The sequence below is a fragment of the Streptomyces sp. NBC_00448 genome (genome assembly GCF_036014115.1).
Classification (GTDB): Bacteria; Actinomycetota; Actinomycetes; order Streptomycetales; family Streptomycetaceae; genus Actinacidiphila.
Genome location: NZ_CP107913.1, coordinates 4,413,226 through 4,439,383, shown reverse-complemented (window position 1 = coordinate 4,439,383; position 26,158 = coordinate 4,413,226). Strand labels below are relative to the sequence as shown.

20 protein-coding genes and 3 tRNA genes are annotated in these 26,158 nt (G+C 72.9%); 15 read left to right on the top strand and 8 right to left on the bottom strand.

Annotation, left to right across the window (positions count from 1 at the left end; genetic code table 11):
• Positions 1–8: 8 nt before the first annotated feature.
• The 6 genes from OG370_RS18730 to OG370_RS18705 all read left to right on the top strand — a co-directional run bounded on the left by OG370_RS18730 (position 9) and on the right by OG370_RS18705 (position 9,366).
• Positions 9–1,292 carry a hypothetical protein gene (locus OG370_RS18730; protein WP_328465747.1) on the top strand — a complete coding sequence of 428 codons (1,284 nt, stop codon included), beginning with the start codon at positions 9–11 and terminating at the stop codon, positions 1,290–1,292.
• Positions 1,289–5,440, top strand: coding sequence for a type VII secretion protein EccCb (eccCb, locus tag OG370_RS18725; RefSeq protein WP_328465745.1), 4,152 nt, complete (start codon positions 1,289–1,291; stop codon positions 5,438–5,440). Before OG370_RS18730 ends, eccCb begins: the two co-directional genes overlap by 4 nt.
• Positions 5,437–6,969, top strand: coding sequence for a DUF6177 family protein (locus OG370_RS18720; RefSeq protein WP_328465743.1), 1,533 nt, complete (start codon positions 5,437–5,439; stop codon positions 6,967–6,969). Before eccCb ends, OG370_RS18720 begins: the two co-directional genes overlap by 4 nt.
• Before the next feature lie 133 nt (positions 6,970–7,102).
• Entirely contained in the window at positions 7,103–7,606 is a 504-nt protein-coding gene (locus OG370_RS18715) for an NUDIX domain-containing protein (protein WP_328465741.1), read from the top strand.
• 98 nt (positions 7,607–7,704) lie between these two features.
• Complete coding sequence (locus tag OG370_RS18710; RefSeq protein ID WP_328465739.1) at positions 7,705–8,580, top strand: DUF3592 domain-containing protein; 876 nt, start codon at positions 7,705–7,707, stop codon at positions 8,578–8,580.
• 90 nt (positions 8,581–8,670) lie between these two features.
• Entirely contained in the window at positions 8,671–9,366 is a 696-nt protein-coding gene (locus OG370_RS18705; protein WP_328465737.1) for an IMP cyclohydrolase, read from the top strand.
• Between the two features lie 296 nt (positions 9,367–9,662).
• Here OG370_RS18705 and OG370_RS18700 read toward each other — a convergent pair whose 3' ends face one another.
• Together OG370_RS18700 and OG370_RS18695 are read right to left on the bottom strand one after the other, a co-directional pair.
• On the bottom strand, positions 9,663–10,061 hold the full coding sequence (locus tag OG370_RS18700) for a PIN domain-containing protein (protein WP_328465735.1): 399 nt from the start codon (positions 10,059–10,061) through the stop codon (positions 9,663–9,665).
• Positions 10,046–10,300 (bottom strand): type II toxin-antitoxin system Phd/YefM family antitoxin, encoded by a 255-nt coding sequence (locus OG370_RS18695; RefSeq protein ID WP_328465733.1) that lies wholly within the window; start codon positions 10,298–10,300, stop codon positions 10,046–10,048. Before OG370_RS18695 ends, OG370_RS18700 begins: the two co-directional genes overlap by 16 nt.
• 133 nt (positions 10,301–10,433) lie before the next feature.
• Here OG370_RS18695 and OG370_RS18690 point away from each other — a divergent pair, with 133 nt between their 5' ends.
• From OG370_RS18690 to purM, 5 genes are all read left to right on the top strand, one after another.
• Positions 10,434–10,637, top strand: coding sequence for a DUF4177 domain-containing protein (locus OG370_RS18690; RefSeq protein ID WP_328465731.1), 204 nt, complete (start codon positions 10,434–10,436; stop codon positions 10,635–10,637).
• A 156-nt stretch (positions 10,638–10,793) separates the two neighbouring features.
• Positions 10,794–11,423 (top strand): Uma2 family endonuclease, encoded by a 630-nt coding sequence (locus OG370_RS18685; protein ID WP_328465729.1) that lies wholly within the window; start codon positions 10,794–10,796, stop codon positions 11,421–11,423.
• Between the two features lie 9 nt (positions 11,424–11,432).
• The gene (locus tag OG370_RS18680) at positions 11,433–12,245 is read left to right on the top strand and encodes a maleylpyruvate isomerase family mycothiol-dependent enzyme (RefSeq protein WP_328465727.1); all 813 of its coding nucleotides are present in this window, start codon (positions 11,433–11,435) and stop codon (positions 12,243–12,245) included.
• Between the two features lie 281 nt (positions 12,246–12,526).
• Positions 12,527–14,044, top strand: a complete 1,518-nt coding sequence (purF, locus tag OG370_RS18675; protein WP_328465725.1) for an amidophosphoribosyltransferase — start codon at positions 12,527–12,529, stop codon at positions 14,042–14,044.
• A gap of 135 nt (positions 14,045–14,179) precedes the next feature.
• Positions 14,180–15,253, top strand: coding sequence for a phosphoribosylformylglycinamidine cyclo-ligase (gene purM / locus OG370_RS18670; RefSeq protein ID WP_328465723.1), 1,074 nt, complete (start codon positions 14,180–14,182; stop codon positions 15,251–15,253).
• Positions 15,254–15,342: 89 nt separating this feature from the next.
• Here purM and OG370_RS18665 read toward each other — a convergent pair whose 3' ends face one another.
• Entirely contained in the window at positions 15,343–15,612 is a 270-nt protein-coding gene (locus tag OG370_RS18665; protein WP_328465721.1) for a DUF3073 domain-containing protein, read from the bottom strand.
• A 302-nt stretch (positions 15,613–15,914) separates the two neighbouring features.
• Positions 15,915–17,057 (bottom strand): Leu/Phe/Val dehydrogenase, encoded by a 1,143-nt coding sequence (locus tag OG370_RS18660; RefSeq protein WP_328465719.1) that lies wholly within the window; start codon positions 17,055–17,057, stop codon positions 15,915–15,917.
• A 181-nt stretch (positions 17,058–17,238) separates the two neighbouring features.
• On the opposite strand from OG370_RS18660, the gene OG370_RS18655 reads away from it, so the two are divergent.
• Positions 17,239–18,096, top strand: coding sequence for a hypothetical protein (locus tag OG370_RS18655; protein WP_328465717.1), 858 nt, complete (start codon positions 17,239–17,241; stop codon positions 18,094–18,096).
• Between the two features lie 503 nt (positions 18,097–18,599).
• Positions 18,600–18,806, top strand: a complete 207-nt coding sequence (bldC, locus tag OG370_RS18650) for a developmental transcriptional regulator BldC (protein WP_003949541.1) — start codon at positions 18,600–18,602, stop codon at positions 18,804–18,806.
• A 1,157-nt stretch (positions 18,807–19,963) separates the two neighbouring features.
• Here bldC and OG370_RS18645 read toward each other — a convergent pair.
• The 4 genes from OG370_RS18645 to OG370_RS18630 form a co-directional block, all read right to left on the bottom strand.
• Positions 19,964–20,038 (bottom strand) — tRNA-Asp (locus OG370_RS18645).
• Positions 20,039–20,084: 46 nt separating this feature from the next.
• Positions 20,085–24,050, bottom strand: coding sequence for an ATP-dependent RNA helicase HrpA (gene hrpA, locus OG370_RS18640; RefSeq protein ID WP_328465715.1), 3,966 nt, complete (start codon positions 24,048–24,050; stop codon positions 20,085–20,087).
• A 182-nt stretch (positions 24,051–24,232) separates the two neighbouring features.
• A tRNA-Phe gene (locus OG370_RS18635) sits at positions 24,233–24,306 on the bottom strand.
• Positions 24,307–24,310: 4 nt separating this feature from the next.
• A tRNA-Asp gene (locus tag OG370_RS18630) sits at positions 24,311–24,385 on the bottom strand.
• Between the two features lie 271 nt (positions 24,386–24,656).
• Between OG370_RS18630 and OG370_RS18625 the strand changes: the two genes are divergently transcribed.
• A complete protein-coding gene (locus OG370_RS18625) occupies positions 24,657–25,499 on the top strand; it encodes a PhzF family phenazine biosynthesis protein (protein ID WP_328465713.1) in 843 nt (280 codons plus the stop codon).
• Between the two features lie 144 nt (positions 25,500–25,643).
• Entirely contained in the window at positions 25,644–26,147 is a 504-nt protein-coding gene (locus OG370_RS18620; RefSeq protein ID WP_328465711.1) for a hypothetical protein, read from the top strand.
• Positions 26,148–26,158: the final 11 nt, after the last annotated feature.

Sequence of the window (26,158 nt, the reverse complement as noted above, 5' to 3'; positions counted from 1 at the left end):
GTAGTTCGGTGGCGTCGCAGGACGACTGGCAGGCAGGCGTGCTCAACGACCTGGTCGCACAGGGGGTGCCCGACGGGCGGGGCGGTCCCCCCGGCTCCGCCGCGCCCAGCTCACCCGCGCCCGCCTCATCCGCGCCACCGGCAGGACCCGCAGGAGCCGCGCCACCGGCAGGACCCGCAACCCCGTCCGCGCCGCCCTCCGCACCGCCCGCCCCGCGCGCCCCCGTCCCCGGCCCGTCGTCCGCCCGGGCACCCGCGCCGGCCGCCTCGCGCTCGCCCGGCCCCAGCGCACCCATCCCCGCTCCCGAGCCCACACCGGTCCCCGGCGCCGCCACCCGCCCGGCCCGCCGGCCCCTGCACGGCGACCCGCCGCTGCGCAGGGTCCTGCGCACCCTTCGGACCGTGCTCGGCTCGTCGGCGGCCCGCGGGGTCGCCGACGCCACCGCGACCGCCGAGCAGGTCCAGCAGCCGGTGACCACCGGCCGCCAGATCGTCGTCACCAGCATCCGCGGCGGCGCCGGCAAGACCACCGTGGCCGCGCTGCTCAGCCGTACCTTCGTGCACTACCGGCACGACCCGGTGCTCGCCATGGAGGCCGACTCGGCCCTCGGCACCCTCCCGACCCGGCTCGGCGCCACCTCGGTGCGCTGGACCTGCGCCGACGTGGCGGGTCTGGTCACCCCTTCCATGCGGCTGACCGACATCACCGGCTACCTGGTCGCCCTGGACGACCGCGGCTGGCTGCTGCCCGGCAGCCGCGGCGACATCGGCGCCCCCGTGGACATCCCCACCTACCGCACCGTGGTGATGGCGCTGCGCCGCTTCTTCGCGGTGACGGTGGTGGACTGCGAGACGCTGCCCGGCGAGGTGGCGCGTACGGCCCTGGTCACCGCGCACGCGTGCGTACTGGTCGCGCCGGCCACGGTGGAGGGCGTCGCGTCGACCGCCACGGTGCTGGCCTGGATGTCGTCGCTGCCGAAGCAGGTGCTGCGCGGCACCATGGTCGCGCTGACCTGCTCGGCGCCCGACCAGGTGCTCGATGTCCGGCGCGCGGAGCGGGAGTTGCGCGAGGCGGGCGTGGAGGTGGTGGTGATCCCGTACGACCGGCACCTCGCCGCGGGGGGCGTGATTTCCGCGCCCCTGCTCGGCGCGGAGACCCGGGTCGCCGCCACCCGGCTGGCCGGGATCGCGCTCGACCGCGCGGTGGGCCGGGGCGCCGACGGCGAAACGGCGGGCCGCCGGACACCGGTGGACCAGCGCGGGCAGGCCCGGACCGAGGACCGCCGGCCGTGACGCAGCGGATCGTGCACCGGCCCGCACGCACGTCGAGCCCGCTCCTGCGTGACGTCCCCCGGGTCGTGGAGGCGCCGCCGAACCTGCCGGAGGGCAAGGCAGGCAGCCCCGCCACCGCGCTGCTGCCGCTGGCAGGCGTGGTCAGCTCGGTGGTGATGATGACCGTCATCCGAAACAGCCAGTTCGCGGCGATCGGTGCCATCGTCCTGGTGCTCGCCGTGTGTGGCGCGCTGGCGCTGTTCCTGTCCCAGCGCGGCAAGGCACAGCGCACCCGGCGCACCCAGCGCGAGCGGTACCTGGAGTATCTGGAGGAACTGCGCGAGGAGTTGGGCGCGGCGGAACGCCGGGTACGGGACCGGGCGCGGGTGCTCGACCCGCCGCCGGACGCGCTCTACGACATCGTGCGCGACCCGGGGCGCGCCTGGGAACGCCGCCGACTGGACCGCGACTTCCTCCAGGTGCGGATCGGCACCGGCAACGTGCCGGTACGGGAGCTGGTGCTCGGCAAGGGCGGCTCGGGCGTGCTGACGCCGCCCGACCGGTTCATGCTCAACGAGGCCGGGGCGCTGCTCGCCCGGTTCTCCCGGGTGGCCGACTTCCCGCTGACGGTGCCGCTGGACCGGGCCGGGAACGTCAGCATCGTCGGGGGCCGCGAGGACGTGCTGCGGGTGGCGCGGGCCCTGCTCGTCCAGACGGCGGCGCTGCACGCGCCCGACGACGTGGGGATCGCGCTGTCGGTGCCCGGCGGCCGGCTGCCGGAGTGGGAGTGGGCGAAATGGCTGCCGCACGTCCTGGAACCGGACGAGGAGGACGGCCCGGTGCCCGCCCGCCGGATCGCGCCCTCGCCCGAACAGCTCGCCAAGGTGCTCCGGCGCGACCTGGTCCGGCGCGCCTCCTACACCGCCGAGCTGCGCCGCGGCCTGTCCGACCAGGACGCGCTGCGGCGTACCGCCAGGCTGCTGGTGTTCAGCGACGAGTACGGCGGGCCGGCGGTCGAACTGCCGCGCCCCGACATGGCGGTGGCGCTGCGGGACATGGGCGTCACCGTGGTGCACCTGCTGGCGGAGCACCTGCACGAGCCGGACGAGGTGACCGTACGGATCACCGTGGACGGTGACCACCTGTCCGTACGGGACCTGCGCGCGCCGGGCGGCGACGGGCCGGGGGCGGAGAGCGGGGCCGCGGCGGCGCCCTCGGCGGCCGTGCCGGGCGCGGGGAACACGGGCGGTACGAGCGGCGCGGGCGGCTCGGCCGGCGGGCGCGCGGAGGAGGCCGGCGGCGCGGTCGTAGGGACGGCCGACCCGGTGACCGTCGCCGGCGCCGAAGGCATCGCCAGGCTGCTCGCACCGCTGCGGCTGTCGGAGGAGTCCGTCGACGACGGCACGCCGATCTCCGGAGCGGTGGACTTCCCCGCACTGCTCGGCGTGGCCGACCCGGCCGCCCTCGACCTGGCGCGGATGTGGGCGCCACGCGGTGAACGGGACTTCCTGCGGGTGCCGATCGGCCTGGACGACCGGCATCGTCCGGTGCTGCTCGACCTGAAGGAGTCCTCCCAACTCGGCATGGGACCCCACGGGTTGTGCGTGGGCGCCACCGGCTCTGGCAAGAGCGAGCTGCTGCGCACCCTGGTCCTGGCGCTCGCCGCCAACCATCCGCCGCAGGACCTGGCCCTGGTCCTGGTGGACTACAAGGGAGGCGCCACCTTCGCGCCGTTCGCCGAACTCCCGCACGTCGCAGGGGTGATCACCAACCTGGAGAACCAGGCCGGCCTGGTCGAGCGGGTCCACACCAGCCTGGCCGGCGAGGTCAAGCGCCGCCAGCAGGTGCTGAAGGACGCCGGGAACGTGGCGGACATCGGCCGCTACGCCGCGCTGCGCGCCGAACGCCCCGAGCTGGAACTCGAACCGCTGCCCCACCTGTTCGTGGTCATCGACGAGTTCGGCGAACTCCTCACCGAGAAGCCCGACTTCATCGACCTGTTCCTGTCGATAGGCCGGATCGGCCGGTCCATCGGCGTGCACCTGCTGCTGTCCAGCCAGCGCATCGAGGGCGGCAAGCTGCGCGGGCTGGAGACCTACCTGTCCTACCGGCTGGGGCTGCGGACGTTCTCCGCGGACGAGTCGCGCACCGTGCTGGACACCCCGGACGCCTTCCTGCTGCCGTCGCTGCCCGGCTTCGGCTACCTCAAGGTGGACACCTCCACCTACCGCCGGTTCAAGGCGGGTTACGTCTCCGGCGCGCACCGCCGTACGGCCGTCGCCGACGCGGCCGAGGAGCAGCCGGTGGCGTACCGCTACCCGACGTACAACGTCTCCGCGGCACTGGGCGGCCCGCTGCGCGGCGACGACGCGGAAGGGGCACCGGACGAGGAGCAGGACCGTGCGACCGCGACCGCGCTGGACAGCGGCCCGACCGTACTGTCGGTGATGGTGGACCAGTTGCGGGGCGCCGGCACCCCCGGGCGGCGCATATGGCTGCCGCCGCTGCCCGCGGCGGTCGCCCTGGACGCCGTCGCCGGCCCGGTGGAGGTGACCGGGGACGGGATGCGGCTGACCCGGCCGGCCGGAGCGATGCGGGTGCCACTGGGCCTGCTGGACGACCCGGCCCGGCAGCGGCGCGGGCCCTGGGTGCACGACCTGACCGTCGCCGGTGGGCACACCGCGGTGGTGGGCGGCCCGCAGTCCGGCAAGACCACGCTGCTGCGCACCCTGGTGCTCTCCCTTGCGCTCACCCACACCCCCCGCGACGTGGCCGTCTACTGCCTCGACCTGGCCGGCGGCGGCCTGTCGGCGCTGACCGGCCTGCCGCACGTCGGCGGGGTGGCCGGCCGGTCGGACCCCGAGCGCTGCGCCCGCACGGTCGCCGAGGTCCGCGGCATGCTCGCCGCCCGCGAGCAGCTCTTCCGCCGGCAGGGCATCGACTCCGTGGACCAGCTGCGCCACCTGCGCTCGTCCGGCGGGCTGTCCGAACTCCCCAGCACCGAGGTGGTGTTGGTGATCGACGGATACGGCACCCTGCGCGAGGAGTTCGACGCCCTGGACGACGGGGTGGCCGACCTGCTGAAGCGCGGCGGCGGTTACGGCATCCACGTGGTGGCCGGCATGCTCCGCTGGAACGACGTGCGGATCGCCAACCAGTCGCTCTTCGGCAGCCGGGTGGAGCTGCGGCTGGGCGACGCCACGGATTCCGCGATCGACCGCAGGCTCGCGCAGACCCTCGGCGCCGGTGACGCCGGCCGGGCCCTGACCGACGGCCGGCTGTTCGCACAGGTGGCGCTCCCGCGCATCGACGGGCGCGCCACCGCGGAGACCCTGGCAGCCGCCCTCGGTGACGCCACCGCCACCATCCGCGCTACCTGGCACGGCGAACCGGCGCCCGCCGTAAGGGTGTTGCCCGCCAGGTTGCCTGCCGCGAAGCTGCCCTCGGCCGCCTCCGAACCCACGGCGATCCCCCTCGGCGTCGACCAGGACGCCCTCGCCCCGGTGCTGCTCGGCCTGTTCGGGCGCGACCAGCACCTGGTCGTCCTCGGCGACGACGAATGCGGCAAGACCAACCTGCTGGCCCTGGTCGCCGCCCAGTTGATCGAGCGGTACTCCGACGACGAGCTGGTCTTCGCGGTGTTCGACCCGCGCCGCGGCCTGCGCACCGCGGTTCCCGAGCCGTACCGCGGCGGCTACGCGTACAACGTCCGCCTCTCGACGGGCCTGGCGGCCGGCATCGCGACCGAACTCGACAAGCGGCTGCCCGACGAGGCCGCTCAGGACGCGCTGCACCCGCTCGGCGACGGGCCCGGTTTCGACGGTCCGCGCATCGTGTTGCTCGTCGACGACTACGACATCCTCACCGCCGCCGGCCAGCAGCCGCTGGCGCCGTTCCTGCCGTATCTGCCGATCGCGCAGGACATCGGCCTGCACGTGGTGCTCACCCGTCGGGTCGCCGGCGCCTCCCGCGCGCTGTACGACCCGTTCCTGACCGCGCTGCGGGAGACCGGCGCGACCGCGCTGGTGATGGCCGGCGACCGCGCGGAGGGCCAGCTCTTCCCGGGCGTGTACGCCTCCGCGCAGCCGCCCGGCCGCGGTCTGCTGGTGCGCCGCGGACGCGCCCCGCAGCTCGTCCAGACCGCCCTGGCCGAGCAGGAGGCACCGTGACCAAGGACATCGTCGTCCTGACCCCGAAGATGCCGGACGCCTGGCGGCTGCTGGCGAGCCTGTACGCGGGCGGCCCCGACCAGTACATGACCGGTGACGCCGAGGGAGCCGTGATCCAGCTGACCGGGCCGGACGGCCGGCCGCTGGTCTCCGTGGAGGCGCCGGTACTGGTGCAGGTGGCCGGAGAGGTCGAGCGGCTGCTCGGGGCGAAGGCGGCTCGCCGGGCCGGGCTGACCGGTGCGCACCGGGGCCGGCCGGTGTGGTGGACCGAAGTGCGTGCGTCCACCGCCGTGCCGGACGCGGCGGCCCTGGCCGGCTCCGTCGCGGGTCGGCTGGCGCTGCTGCTGGACGGGGTGTGCCATCCGGCCGGGGCCGTAAGGTCGTTGGGCGTGGTGCGGGTCGGCTCGCGGCCACCGGCGCGGGTCGGTCCGGGCGAGGCCGAGGGCGAGGGCGAGAGCAACGGCGACAGCGGCGGCGCTGACGGCGGCGCTGACGGCGGCGCGGAGGTGTCCGCGGCAGCCGCGCCGCCGGGCGCGCTGCCCGCGGTGGACGTGGCCACCGCCACCACCGCCGTCGTCATCGGGGACCGGCCGCTGGTCACCTTGTCGGCGTGGCTGTCCGACGTCCTGCGGGCCTGCGCCGAGACCGACCGCGCCCTGCAGATCGTGACCCCGCCGGGCACCCGGATGAGCATGCTCACCCGGTTCGCGCTCACCGGCGCACCCAACCGCTGGGTGGTGGGCGACTCCTCGGGCTACTACGACGGCCTGTCCGGCGCCGCGCTGCACTGGAAGGACGGCACCTTCGCCGCCATCCCCACCCCGGAGGGCACCGGGCGACTCGCGGACGCGTTCCGTCCCGCCGGGCCTACCGCCGACCGGCAGCTGAGCCTGTCCTTCCACACCGTTCACCCGCCCGAGGAGGACCTGCTGCTCGGCGGCGGCGTGGAAGCCGCCTGGCAGGCGCTGACCGGCGCGCCGCCGACCGGATGGGGCACCGCGGAACCGGTCAACCTGCCATGGTCGCGGCGCCAGTTGACCGATCTGGCCCGCGGCCGAGCGCCCAGGCCCACCTTCCTCGCCGTGGTCGGGCGGCCCGAGCGCCCGGCGGTCGCGTCGGTCCGGGTGACCCGGGTCGGAGGCGGCGTCGAACAGGACGTGACGCTCGTCCTCGGCTACGGTCCCGGCGAAGCCCTCCCGCTGGACCGCATCGCGTCCCTGGCCGGCACCCTCGTGGCCGAGCACGGGCTGGTCACCATGCTGGCCGCCGTCCGCCCGGCCACGCGCGACCTGACGGTGCCGGCGGTCTTCGAGGCCCCGCCGGTACCGGTGTCCTTCACCCTCGGCGCGGCCGGCGTCGGCGACGTCACCCTCACCCGCGCCCGCCGGCCCCCACTGGAGATCGAACCGCTCCAACTGGGCTCCGCCGCGGCCCCCGCCCTGCACTACCCGCTCGGCGACGGCACCGACGCCGAGGCATGGCAGTCCCTGCGCGTCCTCACCGAGCACCTCGCCGTCGCCACGCCGTAGCGGGCCGGTGCGTCGCCGCACGAGCGACGGGGCTTGTCGGAGGCGGCTGTTACGGTCGGCCGTCGGTCGGTGAGGATCGGCCGCCGGTCGGGTGGCGCGGTGGTCGCCGTGTGGACGAGGGAGGTCGGGGCCCATGGGGGAGAGGGACGCCGAGCCGCAGGACGCGGGGCCGGTGGCGTACGGGGCGATGACGCTGCTGGCGGCCGCGGTGGTCGTGCACGACCGGGAGAAGGGGCGGGTGCTGCTGCTGCGGCGGGGGCCGGGGGCGCGCTACGGCGACGGGCTGTGGGACCTGCCGGTGGGCAAGAGCGACCCGGGCGAGCCGATCACGCGCACGGCGGTGCGCGAGCTGTACGAGGAGACCGGGGTGCGGGTGGCGCCCGAGGACCTGGCGGTCGCCCACCTCATCCACGGCGCCCACGGCGTGCAGTCGCCGAACGGCTATCTCACCGTGGTGTTCGCAGCAGACCGCTGGACGGGCACCGCCGAGAACCGCGAGCCCGGCAAGCACCGCGAGGTCCGCTGGTGCGACGTCGACGCGGTCCCGGAGCGGTTCGTCCCCAGCACCGCCCGCGCTTTGCGTGCCTACCTCGGGCGCGGTCCCCTGCTCTCCGAACACGGCTGGCCCGCGGAGTAGTTCCGGCCGCGGGTAGCCGTAGCGTGCGCAACCGGGGCGGGCCGGGGCCGCGTCCTCGAACCCGGGGAGTCGCCGAACCGCTGAGGGTGGGGGACGAAGTGCCGTACGACGTGGCGGTGCTGGCGTGCTGCGCGGTGGTGGGGGCCTTCGGGGTACGCCTGTTGCGCCGGCACCTGGCCTTCCGGGGGCGCGGGATCGTCTACGCCGACGCGACCGTGACGAGCGTGGGCACCCCGCTGGAACACGGCGGGAAGACGGTGGACGGCGTGCCCGCCGAACTCGCCTTCGTGGACCGGCTGTCGGGGCGCGAGGTGGTCGGCCCGGCCCGCGGCGGACGGTACGGCCGGCTGAACGCCGCCTGGGAGGGCCGGACCGTCGAGGTCCGCTACGGTGCGCACGCCCCGGAGGACTTCCGGCTCGGCCCCCACGGGCACCGGCGCCCGGCCACCCGCGAACTGGCCTGCGGCAGCGCGTTGTTGTACCTGGCGCTCGTTCCGGTGGCAGCCCGGTTCCTGCCCGGCCCCGACCTCGGCTGGGTGCTGCTGCTGTACGGGCTCGGGTGGTCGGCGGTCATGTGGGCCGCGCTCAGGCGCGCCGTCCTCCACGACCTGCGCCGGCGGCGGCGGTTGCGGGTGTCGGCCGTCCGCACCACCGCCCGCGTGCTCGCCGTGCGCGAACGCCGCGACCCGAGGTCCGACGACCGCGGGACCCGGACCTACTCCCCGATCGTCGCCTTCACCACCGAGGACGGCCGCACCGTCACCGCCCTCTGCGGCTCCTACACCTCCACCCGCCGCGCCTGGCCCGGCCGCGACATCGCGGTGCGCTACGACCCCGCGGACCCCGCCGTGCTCGCCCTCGACCGCGAACACGACCACGACGGCCTGCTGACCGGCGTCATCGTCCTCGCGGTCCTGGCCCTGGCCGGCGCGGCCGCCGCCGTCATCGGCGCGATCCTCCTCGCGACGTCCTGACCCGACCCGGCGAACGAGCCCCAGGCGGGTAGTACGTTGCCCCTTCGGACGTGTCGCGTGCGGGTGGCGGCGGATCAGGAGGCGGTGGGCGTGGAAGCACTGAGCGGGGTGCTGGCGGGGAACCCGTATCCGGGGCGCGGGGTGGTGTGGGCGCGGACCGGGGACGGGCGTTGCTGCGGGGCGTACTTCCTCACGGGCCGCACTCGTGCCTCCCAGGCGCGCGAACTGCGACGCGGGGACGGTGAGTTGGTGGTCGCGGCGACGGAGGGCCCGGGCGGCGACCCGCTGCGGCACTACGTGGGCGCGCGGGAGCGCGGGGAGTGGCTGGTGTACGGCAACGGGGAGCAGGTCGAGGAGGTCGCCGGGCGGCTGGACGAGGGCGCGGAGCCGCTACGCGCGCTGTCGGGGCTGGCCTACGAGCCCGATCCACCGATCCACACGTCCCGGATCACCGTGGTCGCCCACGGTTCCACCGGGCGGGCCTGGCTCGGCTCGGCCCGGCGCAGTGCGGGCGGCCGGGACGCGGCCGACGTGCTCACGCTGGCGGTCGGCGCGCTCGCCCCGGGCGACGCGGTGCTGATGACCACCTACCGTTCCGACGGCCGTACGGTCGCCACCGCCGAGCCCTACGTCGACACCGCCACCCGGGCGAACACCCCGGCCGAGCTCGCCGCCGAGATCTGGGACGTCCTCGCCCCCGAACTTCGCGTGGCCCTGGCCGTGTTCGAGCCCGGGCATCTGGGCAGCGCCCTCCTGCGACAGCGGCCGCAGCCGCTACGTCACTGAGAGAGGAACACGTGGCGAACAGGCCATTGGTACCCGGCGAACTCGCCGATGACCAAGACGAGGGTGGGTCGGGGGTTTTCGACCGGTATGCCTTGCTTGCTGCGCGGGGGCTGATCAGGCGTGGGGCTGTCACGACGGCCGAACTGGGCCGCCTTCCCAGACGCGCGCCCGTCGACGGCGCGTCCCCCCTGGAGATTCTGTTCGCCGATCGTGAGGGCGGGTAGTGCCTCGCGCTCTCGGACGCCGTGCGCGGTAGCGGCGCACGAGGGGCAGCCCGGCGTGGTCAGGCGTTCGGGTCAGTGCAGGTCCGCGACCCGTACTCCGGGCAACTCGGCGAACGCCGCTTGCCGGTCGAGCGTGACCACCGCTCGGGCCGTGGCGGCCGCCGTGGCTGCGATGAGCAGGTCGTGCGCGCCGCGCGGCTTGCCCTTGCGTCGGACGTACGCGAGCAGGCGGGCGTGGACACGGGCGACGTCGGGACCGTATTCCTCGACGGGTACGACCGCGAGGACCGCGCTGACGAAGTCCTCACGGGGCTGGCGACGGGCGTCGTCGGCGAGTTCGACGCCGAGGAGCAGTTCGGCCGCGGTCACGGCGGCGATGGCGACGTCGTCGTCAAGGGCGAAGGCGACGGGGGTGCCGGTGCGCTTGGTGCCGATCAGCACGCCGGTGTCGAGGATCAGGCGTCGGGCCACGTCGCCGCCGTCTCGTCGGTCAGGAAGTCGCGGGTCGCCGCCACGTCGGCGGCGAAGCCGTCGTCCTGGGGCCTGCTCGCGAGTACGTCGTTGAGGGCGGCGCCGTTCCCCGCGTTGGCGGGCCCGATCTGGGCCAGACGGCGTCCGGCCCTGGTGATCACGATGGTCTCGCCGTGCTCCGCGGCGTCCAGGAGCGCGGCGAAGTTCCGCGATGCCTCGGTGGCGGTCATCAGCTTCATGGAATCAGAGTATCTGATTCCAGGGTTGGACGCGGTGGTCGGCGGGTGCCGCAACCTTGAGGCCGGTCGGGTGCGTCAGCAGGTACGACGTGGCACTTACGCAGCACCGGGAAACCACCGAGAAAGGCCGGACATGTACGAGTACAAGGTCGTCACCTTCCGTGAAGCGCTGATCGGGGACGCGCTCGACAGCGACAAGTTGGAGAAGGTGCTCAACAAGCACGCCGAGGACGGCTGGGCACTGAAGGACATCACGTCCGGCGAGGTGAAGGGCCGGATAGGCCCCGGCGCGGTCGACGGCCTGCTCATCACCTTCGAACGCCCCCGCCAGCGCTGAGCGCCCGCCGGGAGGAGGTCCGCGCGGCTACGCTCGTTGTCCGAGTTGCCTGAGTGCACAGGCATGGGTGAGCGTGGCCGCGTGGTCACGTTCGGTTGCTGACCGTCTGTACGATCAGAATCTGAACGTGAGCATTCGGACACAGGGAGGTACGGGGTGACCGCTGTGGACGACCGGCTGCAGGCGTGGGATGACGCGCAAATGCTGCCGGAGACCTTCGAGGACATCGCCGCACTTGCGGCGCGTGACGAGGAGGGCCTCTGCTTCGAGCTGATCGGCGGAAAGCTGGGGGTCAAGCGCGTGCCGGACGCGATCCATGAGGCAATCACGATGTGGCTGCTCCGTCAGTGCATCCAGCAGAAACCCCAGTGGGATCTCCATACCGGTCAAGGGCTCAAGGTCGAGTCCTACAGAAACGGCCGGGCTCGGCCCGATGGCACGCTCGCTCCTGTCGCGCACTTCGTCGGCCGAACGGTCGGGGAGTGGGCCGACCCCGATGGTGTACTGATGGCGGTCGAGGTGACCTTGCGGGATCGTGACACCAACCAGCGCGACCGGGTCGACAAGCCGCGCGCCTACGCCGAGTCGGGCATCCCCGTGTACCTGCTGATCGACCGGGACCGCCGCGAAGTGAGCATCCACAGCGACCCGCAGGACGGCGCTTACCGCGACCGGCACGTCGTCGCGTTCGGCAAGACCGTCGCCCTGCCCGAACCCGTCGGGATCGAGCTGGATACGCGGCAACTGCTGGAGTGGACCGAAGGGGCCGCGGCACCCGAAAGCTAAGCTCGGGGTATGCCGACCCCTGGGGAGAGCCGCCGCCGTGTCCGTACGTATGAGCCCACGCGGACGTGGGGAGCGTTGCGCGCGCAGGTGCAGCATGTGCGGTTGGCCGCACGGGGGTTGACCGGGGAGCAGTGGAAGTGGCCCTCGGGGCTGCCGGGTTGGGACGTGCGGCTGCTGGTCGTGCACATCGTGCGGCAGGTCGAGGCGATGGGGACGATGCTGGCGGCGGAGCCGCCGGCGGCCGGGGCGAAGACGGTCGGGCTCGACACCTGGGCGCTGTCCACCGCGGGAATCGCGGAGAAGCTGGACGCCGCGACCCGGGCGGAGGAGGCGCGGACCGCCGATCCGCTCGTGGCCCTCGAAGCCGCCGCGGAGCAGCTCGCCGCGCTGGAAGCCGAGGCGACCAGGGCCGACCGGCTGGTGCCGAGCCCGTTCGGTCCGATGCGCGCGAGCGACTTCCTGGTGACGCGGCTGGTCGAGCTGGTCGTCCACAGCGACGACCTCGCCCGCGCCACCGGCATCGAGATCGGCTTCGACCGGCACGCGGTCGCCGGGGCGGTACGGGTCCTCGCGGACGCGCTCGCCGCGAAGGCGCCCGGGAACTCCGTGGAGGTGCGGGTGCCGCCGTATGCCGCCGTGCAGTGTGTGGAAGGGCCGCGGCACACCCGCGGCACCCCGCCGAACGTCGTCGAGACCGACCCCATGACCTGGCTGCGCCTGTCCACCGGGCGCTCCTCGTTCGCGGACGAGGTCGACGCCGCCCGTGTCTCCGCGTCCGGCGAGCGCGCCGACCTCGCGGCGTACCTCCCGGTCCTGGGGTAGCTCCTGCGAAGTGGCTCGGCCACTTCCCCCGGCGTCCGGTTCTGATTCCCCCCGGGCCGCCGCTCTGTCGGTTCCGGGAGCGCCGGACGGGGGTGGGCCGGGTGGCGGCGACGAGGGCTCCCCGACGCGATTGGCCGGAAAACGACCCTGCGCCCGGGCGCGCCCGACTCCGTAAGGCGAACATCACACCGCTTGCCACGTAAGGCATGACGCGCGTAGACCCAGGGAATTGAAGGTTCGCCCGTTCGGATGAGAGGCATTCCTGCCCTAGACTCGACAACGTGCCTCGTGGTGACGGACGACTCAGCCACGACCTGCTCCCCGGTGAGAAGGGCCCCCAAGACGCCTGCGGTGTCTTCGGTGTCTGGGCCCCAGGGGAAGAGGTCGCCAAACTCACCTACTTCGGGCTGTACGCCCTGCAGCACCGCGGACAGGAGTCCGCGGGCATCGCAGTGAGCAACGGCTCCCAGATCCTGGTCTTCAAGGACATGGGCCTGGTTTCCCAGGTCTTCGACGAGACCTCCCTCGGCTCGCTGACCGGCCACATCGCCGTCGGCCACGCCCGCTACTCGACCACCGGCGCGTCCGTGTGGGAGAACGCGCAACCCACCTTCCGGGCCACCGCCCACGGCTCCATCGCGCTGGGCCACAACGGCAACCTGGTGAACACCGCCGAGCTCGCCGAGATGGTCGCCGCGCTGCCGCAGGGCCCCGGACGGGCCACGAAGGTCGCGGCCACCAATGACACGGACCTGATCACGGCGCTGCTGGCCGGCCAGGTCGGGCCGGACGGCACCCCGCTGTCGGTCGAAGAAGCCGCACCACAGGTGCTGCCGAAGATCAAGGGCGCTTTCAGCCTCGTCTACATGGACGAGCACACCCTCTACGCCGCCCGCGACCCGCAGGGCATCCGCCCGCTGGTGCTGGGCCGGCTGGAGCGCGGCTGGGTGGTGGCCTCCGAGTCCGCCGCCCTGGACATCTGCGGCGCCAGCTTCGTCCGGGAGATCGAGCCCGGCGAGCTGATCGCCGTCGACGAGCAGGGCCTGCGCTCCTCCCGCTTCGCCGAGGCCCGCCCCAAGGGCTGCGTCTTCGAGTACGTCTACCTCGCCCGCCCCGACACCGACATCGCGGGCCGCAACGTCTACCTGTCCCGGGTGGAGATGGGCCGCCGGCTGGCCAAGGAGGCCCCGGTCGAGGCCGATCTGGTGATACCGACACCGGAGTCCGGCACGCCGGCCGCGGTCGGCTACGCCGAGGCCAGCGGCATCCCGTACGGCTCGGGCCTGGTGAAGAACTCCTACGTCGGCCGGACCTTCATCCAGCCCTCGCAGACCATCCGGCAGCTCGGCATCCGGCTCAAGCTCAACCCGCTCAAGGAAGTCATCCGCGGCAAGCGGCTGGTGGTGGTGGACGACTCCATCGTCCGCGGCAACACGCAGCGCGCGCTGGTGCGGATGCTCCGCGAGGCCGGAGCGGCCGAGGTGCACATCCGGATCTCCTCGCCGCCGGTGAAGTGGCCGTGCTTCTTCGGCATCGACTTCGCCACCCGCGCCGAGCTGATCGCCAACGGCATGAGCGTGGAGGAGATCGGCAAGTCGCTGGGCGCGGACTCGCTGTCGTACATCTCGATCGACGCGATGGTCGAGGCGACCACGATCGCCAAGCCCAACCTGTGCCGGGCCTGCTTCGACGGCGAGTACCCGATGGACCTGCCCGACCCGGAGCTGCTCGGCAAGCAGCTGCTCGAGGTCGAGCTGGCCGGTGGCGCGGACGCCGCCGACGCACTGCGCCGGCCGTGAGCCCGTACCGACCTGCCCCGCGGGCCGCCGGCCCGCGCCGCAGCCCCCACCCGTGCCCCCGCCCCGGCCACCCCGGCCCGGGCCGGGCACCGCGACCGTACGACCCGTACGACCGACACGAAGGTTTCCCCAGCCATGTCTGAGACAACCGGTGCCAGCTACGCAGCCGCGGGCGTCGACATCGAGGCGGGCGACCGCGCCGTCACCCTGATGAAGGAGTGGGTGCGCAAGGCGTCCCGCCCCGAGGTGGTCGGCGGCCTCGGCGGCTTCGCCGGGCTCTTCGACGCCTCGGCCCTCAAACGCTACGAGCGCCCACTGCTCGCGTCGGCCACCGACGGCGTCGGCACCAAGGTGGACATCGCCCGCCGGATGGGCGTCTACGACACGATCGGCCACGACCTGGTCGGCATGGTCGTGGACGACCTGGTGGTGTGCGGCGCCGAGCCGCTGTTCATGACCGACTACATCTGCGTCGGCAAGGTCTACCCGGAGCGGGTCGCGGCCATCGTCAAGGGCATCGCGGAGGGCTGCGTGCTGGCCGGCTGCGCGCTGGTCGGCGGCGAGACCGCCGAGCACCCCGGGCTGCTGGGCGCCGACGACTTCGACGTGGCGGGCGCGGGCACCGGCGTGGTCGAGGCCGACGGGCTGCTGGGCGCGGACCGGGTCCGGCCGGGCGACGCGGTGATCGCGATCGAGTCGTCCGGACTTCACTCGAACGGGTACAGCCTGGTCCGGCACGTGCTCTTCGACCGGGCCGGCTGGGCGCTGGACCGCGAGGTGCCCGAGTTCGGCCGCACGCTGGGCGAGGAGCTGCTGGAGCCGACCAGGATCTACTCGCTGGACTGCCTGGCGCTGGCCCGCACCACCGAGGTGCACGCCTTCTCGCACATCACCGGCGGCGGTCTTGCCGCCAACCTGGCCCGGGTGATCCCGGACCACCTGCACGCCACCGTGGAGCGCCCCACCTGGACGCCGGGACCGGTCTTCGGAGTGGTCGGCGAGCTGGGCGGGGTGCGGCGCGAGGAGCTGGAGAAGACGCTCAACATGGGCGTCGGCATGATGGCCGTGGTGCCGCAGGAGTCGGTCGACGTCGCGCTCGCGGTGCTCGCGGACCGTGACGTGGACGCCTGGGTGGCCGGCGAGATCCGGGTACGCGAAAGCGGCGCGTCGGCCGTGGAGCTGGTCGGCGACTACGGCGACGACGCCTGACCCGGACGGTTACCCGCGGTGAGGAAACATGCCGACGACGAAACCCGGCCCGGGGCGGACCCCGGGCCGGGCCTCAAGCGTTGGCGGCGTCAAGCGCGACGGCGCTGAGACGACGGTGACGGCTCGGACTGTTCGTCCTGGTCATCGTCCTCGTCGTCGTCGTTGTACAGATCCGCGTACTGAGCGTACGGGTCGTCGTCCAACTCGTCGTCATCGTCCTCGACTGGCTCCGGATTAACCGGCCTCGACGGCGATGCGCCCAGCTCGTCGGCCAGACGTGAGAGATCCGTGCCGCCGCTGTTGTACTTCAGCTGGCGGGCGACCTTCGTCTGCTTGGCCTTGGCCCGGCCGCGCCCCATGGCTCGACCCCCTTAACGGCGGGGCTCGACGGCCCCGAGTCTTGACACGCGTTCATGATCCGGACGGCCTCCTTGGAGAGAGACCGGTCCGTAGGGCCTCAACGGTACCTGCTTCCGACGCCGCACGGTACGTCGCCCGCACGACGCGCGTCGGAACAGGGGATATTTGCGGCCCTGTCGTTCCTGGTCAGACCCGATTTTACCTTCTTCTAGCGCGAACTTGCTATCGGGCCGTGCTATCGGTCACGCCGAGGTCCCCGGACGGGCCCGTTCCGCCCCTGTCCGGGGACCTCGACGACGGCTCAACCCAGGCTCGGCCGCAGCCAGTCGGCGGCCAGGGTGCGCTCGGCGATCCGCTGCTCGGCGAGCCGGTCGGCGGCCACCGCGGGCGGCACTCCGTCGACCTTGGCGCGTTCGAATATGGCCAGCGTGGTGTCGTGGATCTTCGCGGCCTTCGCCTTGGCCCGTTCGAAGTCGAACCCGCGCAGTTCGTCGGCGACCTGGATGACGCCGCCGGCGTTCACCACGTAGTCGGGGGCGTAGAGGATGCCGCGGTCGGCGAGGTCCTTCTCGACACCGGGGCGGGCGAGCTGGTTGTTGGCCGCGCCGCAGACCACGGTGGCGGTCAGTGCGGCGACGGTCGGATCGTCGAGCGCGCCGCCCAGCGCGCAGGGGGCGTAGACGTCCAGCGGGGTGCGCACCAGCGCGTCGGCGTCGGCGACGGCGGTCACGCCCGGGTGGCGGGCGGTGATCCGCGCGACCGCGTCGGCGCGCACGTCGGTGACCACGACCTCGGCGCCGTCGTCGACGAGGTGCTCCACCAGGTGGTGGCCGACCTTGCCGACGCCCGCGACGCCGACCCGGCGGCCGCGCAGCGTCGGCTCGCCCCACTGGGCCTTGGCGGCCGCGCGCATGCCCTGGAAGACACCGAAGGCGGTGAGCACCGAGGAGTCGCCGGCGCCGCCGTTCTCGGGGGAGCGGCCGGTGGTCCAGCGGTTCTCGCGGGCGACCACGTCCATGTCGGCGACGTAGGTGCCGACGTCGCACGCGGTGACGTAGCGGCCGCCGAGCGAGGCCACGAAGCGGCCGTAGGCGAGCAGCAGCTCCTCGGTCTTGAGGGTGTCCGGGTCGCCGATGATGACGGCCTTGCCGCCGCCGTGGTCGAGACCGGCCAGGGCGTTCTTGTACGACATGCCGCGGGAGAGGTTGAGGGCGTCGTCCAGGGCCTGCTCGTCGGAGGAGTAGGCGTGGAAGCGCGTGCCGCCGAGGGCCGGGCCCAGGGCGGTGGAGTGGAGTGCGATCACGGCCCGCAGGCCGGTCGGGCGGTCCTGGCACAGGACGACCTGCTCGTGTCCGCCCTGTTCCGATCGGAACAGCTTGGCGATGACGGCGGCGCCGTTGCCGCCGTCGGTCTGACGTACGTCGGTCACGGTGGTGACTCCCATAGTCCGGTGGTGCTCGCGGTCCCATTGGGTTCGGGTGTCTCGCCCCCCGTACGGGTGGCGGAGGGTTCGATGGCCTCAGCGTAGGCCCTGCACCCAGTGGCCGGGATCACCTCCGGCGGAGGCGGTCCCGTGGGACGATCGGAGGCGTCGGCAGGGCGGGTACGGCGTTGGAGGAGCGGGCGTGGGCGGTTCGGCGGTACTGGTCCCGTACACGTCGTATCTGCGGGTGTACGAGCCGCTGGCGGCCTTTCCCGAGCCCGAACGCACCCACTGGTACCGGTATGCGGCCGCGGGCCGTGAGCGCGGCGCACAGGACGAGCTGAGGCAGTCGCTGGCCGGGCTGGTGCCGGTGCCGCCGATCGCGGTGCCGGTGCACGAGAGCCGGGAGGCGTTCATCGCCGAGGTGGGCGGGGTCACGCACGTCTGCCCGTGGCGGACCCGGCTGCGCGGCTGGATGGCGCTGGAGCAGCTGGAGGGACAGCTGCCGGCCCCGGTGCTCGACGCGATGGTGCCGCCGGTGGTCAGGCGGCAGGCCGCGGCCGACCACGAGGCGTGGCGCGAGCGGAACCCCGACGCGCGGCCCTGGATTCGCTCGGCGACCTGGCACGTGCCGGTGCGCTGGTTCATCCTCGTCGGCGACGACGAGCGGGAGTACGAACCGGTCGGCGCGGAGGACGCCACGGGCGGGTCCAAGCAGCCGATGATGCGCTACCGCACCCCGATGGTGCAGGCGCGGCGCCGGGTGGCACGCGGCCTGCGGGTGCTCAAGGAGGCGCTGGACGAGAGCCCGTTGGTCGACGGGCTGATCGACGTGGGGCGCTGGCTGGAGGAGTTCCACCCTCGCTCGCTGGTCGAACTGGACTACGGCGGGCTGGTGCACGTGATCGGCCCGGAGGCGCTGGCGGCGGACCGCTCGGCGGCGGACGCGGCCGAGGGGCTGGCGGCGCTGCGCGAGGGCGACTCGGCGGCGGCCGGCACGGCGTACGAGCGGCTGACCGATCGGTGGCGGGCGGTGCGCGAGCTCCAGTTCGCGAACTGAGCCGGGCCGTGGCGCACGGCGGGGCGGTCGGGATCTGACGGGTTGTTGTCTCCGGGTGGGCCGGGTGTTGTCTCCGGTCCGGCCCGCGACGTGCTTCTGCCCCTGGTGATGGTGCTATTGGCCCAAGCGTGACGCAGAGCACGTAACCGGACTCTTGCCTGCATCACCATCTGTCATGCCAAAATGGGACATCGGGTCCGCCTCGGGCTCGCATCGAAGGTGGGGATGTGGCGGATGATCGCGCTGTGACTGATCGTCACGTTGGTGTGACTGTCCGCTATGGCCCGGTCCATCGGCTTCCGTCGAGCTTGAACACCTGAGAGGGCAAATCCATCGGTTTGGCCGACGCGGCTGGACGGATGGTGTAGTTGTAGTGCCGAGGACAAGCCGTTCGTCCTATTACCGACTCGGCCCGCGTTCGCCCATATCGGGCAACGCGGGTCAAGGTGCAGAATTTAAGAGGAAAGAACCGCGTTGGTTCGGTTCTCTCGAGGAGGCCGCTCATGACCGCTCGCACCCCTGATGCCGAGCCGTTGCTAACACCCGCTGAGGTCGCCACCATGTTCCGCGTCGACCCGAAGACGGTCACGCGCTGGGCCAAGGCAGGCAAGCTCACGTCGATCCGCACGCTCGGCGGGCACCGCCGTTACCGCGAGGCGGAGGTCCGTGCGCTGCTTGCGGGCATTCCGCAGCAGCGCAGCGAGGCCTGACAGCCCTTTTGGGCGGCTTGTGGGGCCCCTACCCCATACGTCGCCGTCCGAAGGCCACCTGCCCCCATCAGGAGGCCCGAGGGGAGGGCGCACAGCAGGACGCAACACCGTATGACCGTAAGAGGATCGCATCGGACTCCGCCGGGTCCGATGCGATCCTCTTTTTTGTGTGCCCGGTCACACGCGATGCAGGTGGGTACCATTGCACATATTAAATCGAGAGCCTTGCGCAGGGCCTCCAGTTCCTTATGTGTCCCACAAGTTCGCGTGACTCCCGTCACATGTGCGGCACTTGAGGTTGTTGCCTACGATGCGGTAATGAACCGGCTTCGCCCGTTAGGGTCTTCGGCGGTGTCGCGCCTCCGCGGCCGCACCGGTCGCCGGCCCGGCGGGACGGAAGCCCTCAACTCCTCGCAGGCCGACGGGACTTGCCGGGCGCGTGGCCGGTCGCCCCGGCGCGCGGAACGGCCCGCACGCGCGCGCCTGGGGCCGCGGAGCGCGCCCCCGTGTGCCGGCGGGTCCCAGGGGGCGGCGGAAAGCCCGCGTACGGGGGTGTGGTTGGCGGTGTGGGGCCGCGACCTGGGTGGGGACGGCCGACGCTCGCCCGAGCCTGGACGGGACGGCGGATAGCCCGCCTCCCGGGGTTCGGGGGACGGGCTTTCGTTGTCTGGTGGGGTCCTGGCGGGATTTGCTGGGTCTGATTCGCGGCTGGCGCCGCGGGGCGCGGCCTGGGCCGGCCTCGCGGGGGACGGCGGAAAGCCCGTCTCCCGGGGTTCGGGGGACGGGCTTTCGCTGTCTGCTGCGGTCCTGGCGGGGTTTGCTGGGTCTGATCTGCGGCTGGCGTCGCGTGGCGCGGCCTTGGGGGGACGGCGGAAAGCCCGTCTCCCGGGGTTCGGGGGACGGGCTTTCGCTGTCTGCTGCGGTCCTGACGGGATTTGCTGGGTCTGGTCTGCGGCTGGCGCCGCGTGGCGCGGCCTCGCGGGGGACGGCGGAAAGCCCGCCTCCGGGGGTTCGGGGGGCGGGCTTTCGTTGTCTGGTGGGGTCCTGACGGGATTTGCTGGGTCTGATTCGCGGCTGGCGCCGCGTGGCGCGGCCTCGCGGGGGACGACGGAAAGCCCGCCTCCCCAGGTTCGGGTGACGGGCTTTGCCATCTGCTGCGGTCCTGACGGGATTTGAACCCGCGGCCTCCACCTTGACAGGGTGGCGAGCACTCCAAACTGCTCCACAGGACCTCGTTGCGAGTCAGACTGTACAGCAGGTCAGGGGGTGCGGTCGAACTCAGGACCAGGCGGCGTCGAGGGCCTTGAAGACGCGCTTGTCCGAGACCGGGAACGCGGTGCCGAGAGCGTGCGCGAAGTAGCTGACCCGCAGCTCCTCGATCATCCAGCGGATGTCGCGGACGGCGGCGGGGACCGGGCGTCCGGCCGGCTGGGCGGCCAGCAGCTCGGCGTACTCCGCCTGGATCTCGCGGACCTTCTCCATACGGGTGGTGTCGCGCTGGACGCCCGTCGGCATCTGCTGGAGGCGGCGGTCGGCGGCCACCAGGTAGCGCAGCAGGTCCGGGAGGCGTTTCAGGCCCGCACCGGTGACGAACCCGGGGTACACCAGCCCGGCGAGCTGCTCCTTGACGTCCTGGACGTTCGCGACCAGGACGAGGCTCGCGGTGTCCTTCAGCCGGCGCTCGCAGGAGTGCCAGGCCGCGAGGACCTGCTGGACCTGCTGGACAGAGCGCCCGGTCAGCTCGACCAGGTCGGCCCGTACCGCGTCGAACAGCTTGCGGTAGCTCTCCTCGTCCCAGGCGGGCCCGCCGTGCTCGGCGATCAGCCGGTCCGCGGCCGCGGTGGCGCAGTCCTCGAAGAGGCCCTGCACGCTGCCGTGCGGGTTGCGGGACAGCGCGAGCTTCTGCTGGTTGGAGAGCCGGTCTGCGGCGAACTTCGCCGGGTTGACCGGGACGTTCAGCAGGATCAGCCGGCGGGTGCCGCGCCACATCGCCTCGGCCTGCTCCGGCTCGGTGTCGAACAGCCGCACCGCGACCGTGGCACCCTCGTCCACCAGCGCCGGGTACGCCTTGACCGGCTGCCCGGCCCGCCGGGCCTCGAAGGTGCGCGGGAGGGCGCCCACCGTCCAGTCGGTGAGGCCGGTGCGCTGCTCCATGGTGGCCAGCGCCGGGTCCGAGGCCCGCTCGAACGCCTTGGTGATCGCCTCCCGCGTCTTCGGCCGCAGCCGCTGCTTGAGCGCGTCGAGGTCCTTGTCCTCCGCGTGGCCGGCGACCTTGCGGCGCCGCTCGTCCACCACCCGGAAGGTGATCTTGAGGTGGTCGGGCACCTTCGACAGGTCGAAGTCCTCCGCCGAGACCCGTACCCCGACCATCCGCTGGAGCTCCCGCGCCAGCACCACGGGCAGCGGGTCGGGGCCGGCCGCGACCCGGTCGAGGAACGCCTGCGCGTAGTTCGGCGCCGGGACGTAGTGGCGGCGGATCGGCTTGGGCAGTGAGCGGATCAGCTCGGTGACGACCTGCTCGCGCAGGCCGGGGATCTGCCAGTCGAAGCCGTCGGGCACCACCTGGTTGAGCACCTGGAGCGGGATGTGCACGGTCACGCCGTCGGCGTCCCCGCCCGGCTCGAACTGGTAGGTCACCCGGAACTTCAGCGCGCCCTGCCGCCAGGAGTCGGGGTAGTCGGCCTTGGTGACCGCCTCCGCGTTCTCGTTGATCAGCATGGAGTGCTCGAAGTTGAGCAACTCCGGTTCCTCGCGCCGCTTGTGCTTCCACCAGGAGTCGAAGTGGGCTCCGGACACCACGTGTTCGGGCAGCTTGCCGTCGTAGAAGTCGAAGAGCGTCTCGTCGTCGACGAGGATGTCGCGGCGGCGGGCGCGGTGCTCCAACTCCTCGACCTCGCCGAGGAGTTTGCGGTTGTCGTGGAAGAACTGGTGGTGGGTGCGCCAGTCGCCCTCGACCAGGGCGTTGCGGATGAACAGCTCGCGCGAGGTCTCCGGGTCGATCCGCCCGTAGTTGACCTTGCGCTGGGCGACCAGCGGGACGCCGTAGAGCGTCACCTTCTCGTACGCCATCACCGCGGCCTGGTCCTTCTCCCAGTGCGGCTCGCTGTAGCTGCGCTTGACCAGGTGCTCGGCGAGCGGCTCGACCCACTCCGGCTCGATCTTCGCGTTGACCCGCGCCCACAGCCGGGAGGTCTCCACCAGCTCGGCCGACATGATCCAGCGCGGCGGCTTCTTGAACAGCGCGGAGCCGGGGAAGACCGCGAACTTCGCGCTACGGGCGCCCAGGTACTCGTTCTTGTCGGTGTCCTTGAGGCCCAGGTGCGACAACAGCCCCGCGAGCAACGACACATGGACCCGCTGCGGGTCCGCCGCGTCCTGGTCGCCGGTGGGTTCGGGCTCGATGGTGATGCCGAGGGACCGGGCGACCGAGCGGAGCTGGCTGTAGATGTCCTGCCACTCGCGGATGCGCAGGTAGTTGAGGAACTCGGAACGGCACATCCGGCGGAAGGCGGAGGAGGACAACTCCTTCTGCTTGTCGCGCAGATACGCCCACAGGTGCAGGAAGGAGAGGAAGTCGCTGCTCTCGTCCTTGAACCGGGCGTGCTGCTGGTCGGCCTGCGCCTGCTTGTCGGCGGGGCGCTCGCGCGGGTCCTGGATGGACAGCGCGGCCGCGATCACCATCACCTCGCGCACGCAGCCGTTGCGGTCCGCCTCCAGCACCATGCGGGCCAGCCGTGGGTCGACCGGGAGCTGGGCGAGCTTGCGGCCGGTCTGGGTGAGCCGCTTGCGCGGGTCCTTCTGCTGGGGGTCGAGCGCGCCGAGCTCTTCGAGGAGCTGGACGCCGTCCTTGATGTTGCGGCTGTCGGGCGGGTCGATGAACGGGAACTTCGCGATGTCGCCGAGCCCGGCCGCCGTCATCTGCAGGATCACCGAGGCGAGGTTGGTGCGCAGGATCTCCGCGTCGGTGAACTCGGGACGGGACAGGAAGTCGTCCTCGTCGTAGAGCCGGATGCAGATGCCGTCGGAGGTGCGGCCGCAGCGGCCCTTGCGCTGGTTGGCGCTGGCCTGGCTGACCGGCTCGATCGGCAGCCGCTGCACCTTGGTGCGGTGGCTGTAGCGGGAGATGCGGGCGGTGCCGGGGTCGATCACGTAGCGGATGCCCGGGACGGTCAGCGAGGTCTCCGCCACGTTGGTGGCCAGCACGATGCGGCGGCCGGTGTGCTGCTGGAAGACGCGGTGCTGCTCCGCCGACGACAGCCGCGCGTACAGCGGCAGCACCTCGGTGCCGCGCAACTGCCGCTTGGTGAGGGCGTCGGCGGTGTCGCGGATCTCCCGCTCGCCGGAGAGGAAGACCAGGATGTCGCCCGGGCCCTCGGCCTGCAGTTCGTCCACCGCGTCGCTGATCGCGGTGATCTGGTCCCGGTCGGCCTCCGCGGAACCCTCTTCGAGGAGCGGCCGGTAGCGCACCTCGACCGGATACGTGCGCCCGCTCACCTCCACCACCGGGGCGTCGCCGAAGTGCCGGGAGAAGCGCTGCGGGTCGATCGTGGCGGAGGTGATGACGACCTTGAGGTCGGGGCGGCGCGGCAGCAGCTGGGCGAGGTAGCCGAGGATGAAGTCGATGTTGAGGCTGCGCTCGTGGGCCTCGTCGATGATGATCGTGTCGTAGGCGCGCAGCTCGCGGTCGGTCTGGATCTCGGCGAGCATGATGCCGTCGGTCATCAGTTTGACCAGGGTGGAGTCGCCCACCTGGTCGGTGAAGCGGACCTTCCAGCCGACCGCCTCGCCCAGCGGGGTGCGCAGCTCCTCCGCGACGCGCTCGGCGACCGTCCTGGCCGCGATCCGGCGCGGCTGGGTGTGGCCGATCAGGCCGCGCACGCCCCGGCCCAGCTCCAGGCAGATCTTCGGGATCTGGGTGGTCTTGCCGGAGCCGGTCTCGCCGGCGACGATCACCACCTGGTGGTCGCGGATCGCCGCGAGGATGTCGTCCTTCTTCTGGCTGACCGGCAGCGACTCGGGGTACGTGAGCCGCGGCACAGCAGCCTGGCGGGCGGCTATCCGGGCCTCGGCCCTCCCGATCTCCGTGTCGATCTCGGTGAGCGCCGCGGCGCGCGCCTCCGGCTTGCGGATGCGGCGGGCGCCGTCGAGCCGGCGGCCGAGCCGCTGCTCGTCGCGCGAGGAGAGCGCGGGGAGCCGCGCGGCGAGTCCGGAGAACTCGGCGGGGGAGGAGGGTTGCGTAGACATACGCGATCCAGCATCGCACCTGCCGGGGAGGACGGGCGAACCCATTTCGGCGGGGTTTTCGGGGCGTCCGGACGCGGGCGGGGTCCACGGGGCGCCCGCGGGTGGCCGCCGGCTGCCTACCGGGTGCCCACGCCAACGACGCAGGGCCCGTCTCCGATGGAGACGGGCCCTGCGTCGTGCGGTGGCTGGGGCCGGGGTCGAACCGGCGACCTACCGCTTTTCAGGCGGTCGCTCGTACCAACTGAGCTACCCAGCCGCAGCGGTCCTGACGGGATTTGAACCCGCGGCCTCCACCTTGACAGGGTGGCGAGCACTCCAAACTGCTCCACAGGACCTTGCTTGGTGCGGCACAAGTGTGACACATGATGTGCCCCGCTCTCGCACCGGTTTTTCGCGACGCCTGCGCCATGCCTTCCGGGACCCCGGAAACCTCTGGGGATTTCCTGTGACCGTTCGGACATTTCGGCGGGCTGATGTCGCTGGATCAGCGTAGCAGAATCGGGGCGGGGTCCCGTACGCACGAGGTCCGCGCGGGTGTGGGCAGGGCTTGGACAGGGCGCGGGGAGGGCTTTGACGGTGTCATGACGCGCTGGGTAGCGTGCGGCCATGGACGTGCTGAAGTACGTGGCTTTCGCCACCGACGCCTCCGGGGGGAACCCGGCGGGCGTGGTGCTGGACGCGACCGGCGCCGACGAGGCCGCGATGCTGGCCGTCGCCGCCGAAGTCGGCTACTCGGAGACGGCGTTCGCCGTACCGCGCCCCGACGGCGGCCTGGACGTCCGCTACTTCAGCCCGCTGGCCGAGGTGTCGTTCTGCGGGCACGCGACCATCGCCACCGCGGTCGCCCACGCGCGTGAGCACGGCCCCGGCGCACGGGACTTCCACACCCGGGCCGGGCTCGTCCGGGTCGGGACCTCGGTGGGGGCCGACGGCGTGATCACCGCCGAGTTGGTGAGCGTGCCGCCCAGGTCGGTGCCGCTCGCCCCGGACGACCTGGCGGAGTTGCTCGCCGCGCTGCGCTGGTCCGCGGCCGAACTGGACCCGGCACTGCCGCCGCGGATCGCCTACGCCGGCGCCTGGCACCCGGTGATCGCCGCCTCGACCCGGCAGCGGCTGGCCGCGCTCGACTACGACATGGCCGCGCTCGGCGACCTCATGCGCCGCCGCGACTGGACGACGGTCGACCTGGTCTGGCGGGAGTCGGCGACGGTCTTCCACGCCCGCAACCCCTTCCCGCCCGGTGGCGTGGTCGAGGACCCGGCCACGGGTGCGGCGGCCGGCGCGTTCGGCGGCTACCTGCGGGAACTCGGCCTGGTCGCACTGCCGGCCGAGCTCACCGTCCACCAGGGCGACGACATGGGCCGGCCGAGCGTGCTCACGGTCGGCGTCCCCATGGACCCGGCCGAGGGCATCAGCGTGCGCGGCGCGGCCGTACCGATCCCGGACTGACGTCAGGCCCGGCGCCGCGCGTCACCCGTACGGGGGCGGTACGGCCGGCTCGGGACGGGTCCCGGGTCGCACCGGGTAGACCTGGGGGAGCCGCCGGAAGGGGCGGACCCGGGTGGACCGGGGGCGCGAGCGGGGAGTCGAGCGATGGCCGGACACATGCGGTGCGGGTACGTTGCGGGCGCGGTGGTGGCGGCCGCGGTACTGGCGGGATGCGGGTCGGGCGGGCGCGGCGGCGGGCACGGGAGCGGGACCGCCCAGGGGGCCGGGCGCACACCGGCGACCACCGCGGCCTCGACCTCCACCGCGCCGGCGCCCGCGCCGCCCCCGGTCCCGCCGGCCACCGCGACCACTCCCGCCCCCGCGTCCCCGAGCGCCGGCACCACCACTGATCTCCACGCCTGCTACGACGGCACCTGCGAGATCACCGTCTCCCGGCCGGTCACCATCCCGGTGGACAGCCGGTTCGGCTTCTCCGCGTTCAAGGTCACCCGGATCGGCCCCGACGGCGTCACCATCGAGGCGAACGGCGGCGGGACCCACCTGGAGTCCGGGGTCAGCCCCGGCGGCACCGCCGCGCTGAACGGCATCTCGGTACGGGTCGGGTCGGTGCACGGGGGCACCGCGGACCTGTCGATCTCGCACCGCTGATCCGCCGCGCG

Coding starts and splice junctions, on each gene's coding strand:
- OG370_RS18715 (WP_328465741.1), top strand. CDS start 7,103: ATGGGGGAGAGGGACGCCGAGCCGCAGGACGCGGGGCCGGTGGCGTAC.
- OG370_RS18695 (WP_328465733.1), bottom strand. CDS start 10,300: ATGAAGCTGATGACCGCCACCGAGGCATCGCGGAACTTCGCCGCGCTC.
- OG370_RS18690 (WP_328465731.1), top strand. CDS start 10,434: ATGTACGAGTACAAGGTCGTCACCTTCCGTGAAGCGCTGATCGGGGAC.
- OG370_RS18680 (WP_328465727.1), top strand. CDS start 11,433: ATGCCGACCCCTGGGGAGAGCCGCCGCCGTGTCCGTACGTATGAGCCC.
- purM (WP_328465723.1), top strand. CDS start 14,180: ATGTCTGAGACAACCGGTGCCAGCTACGCAGCCGCGGGCGTCGACATC.
- OG370_RS18665 (WP_328465721.1), bottom strand. CDS start 15,612: ATGGGGCGCGGCCGGGCCAAGGCCAAGCAGACGAAGGTCGCCCGCCAG.
- OG370_RS18660 (WP_328465719.1), bottom strand. CDS start 17,057: ATGGGAGTCACCACCGTGACCGACGTACGTCAGACCGACGGCGGCAAC.
- bldC (WP_003949541.1), top strand. CDS start 18,600: ATGACCGCTCGCACCCCTGATGCCGAGCCGTTGCTAACACCCGCTGAG.
- hrpA (WP_328465715.1), bottom strand. CDS start 24,050: ATGTCTACGCAACCCTCCTCCCCCGCCGAGTTCTCCGGACTCGCCGCG.
- OG370_RS18625 (WP_328465713.1), top strand. CDS start 24,657: ATGGACGTGCTGAAGTACGTGGCTTTCGCCACCGACGCCTCCGGGGGG.
- OG370_RS18620 (WP_328465711.1), top strand. CDS start 25,644: ATGGCCGGACACATGCGGTGCGGGTACGTTGCGGGCGCGGTGGTGGCG.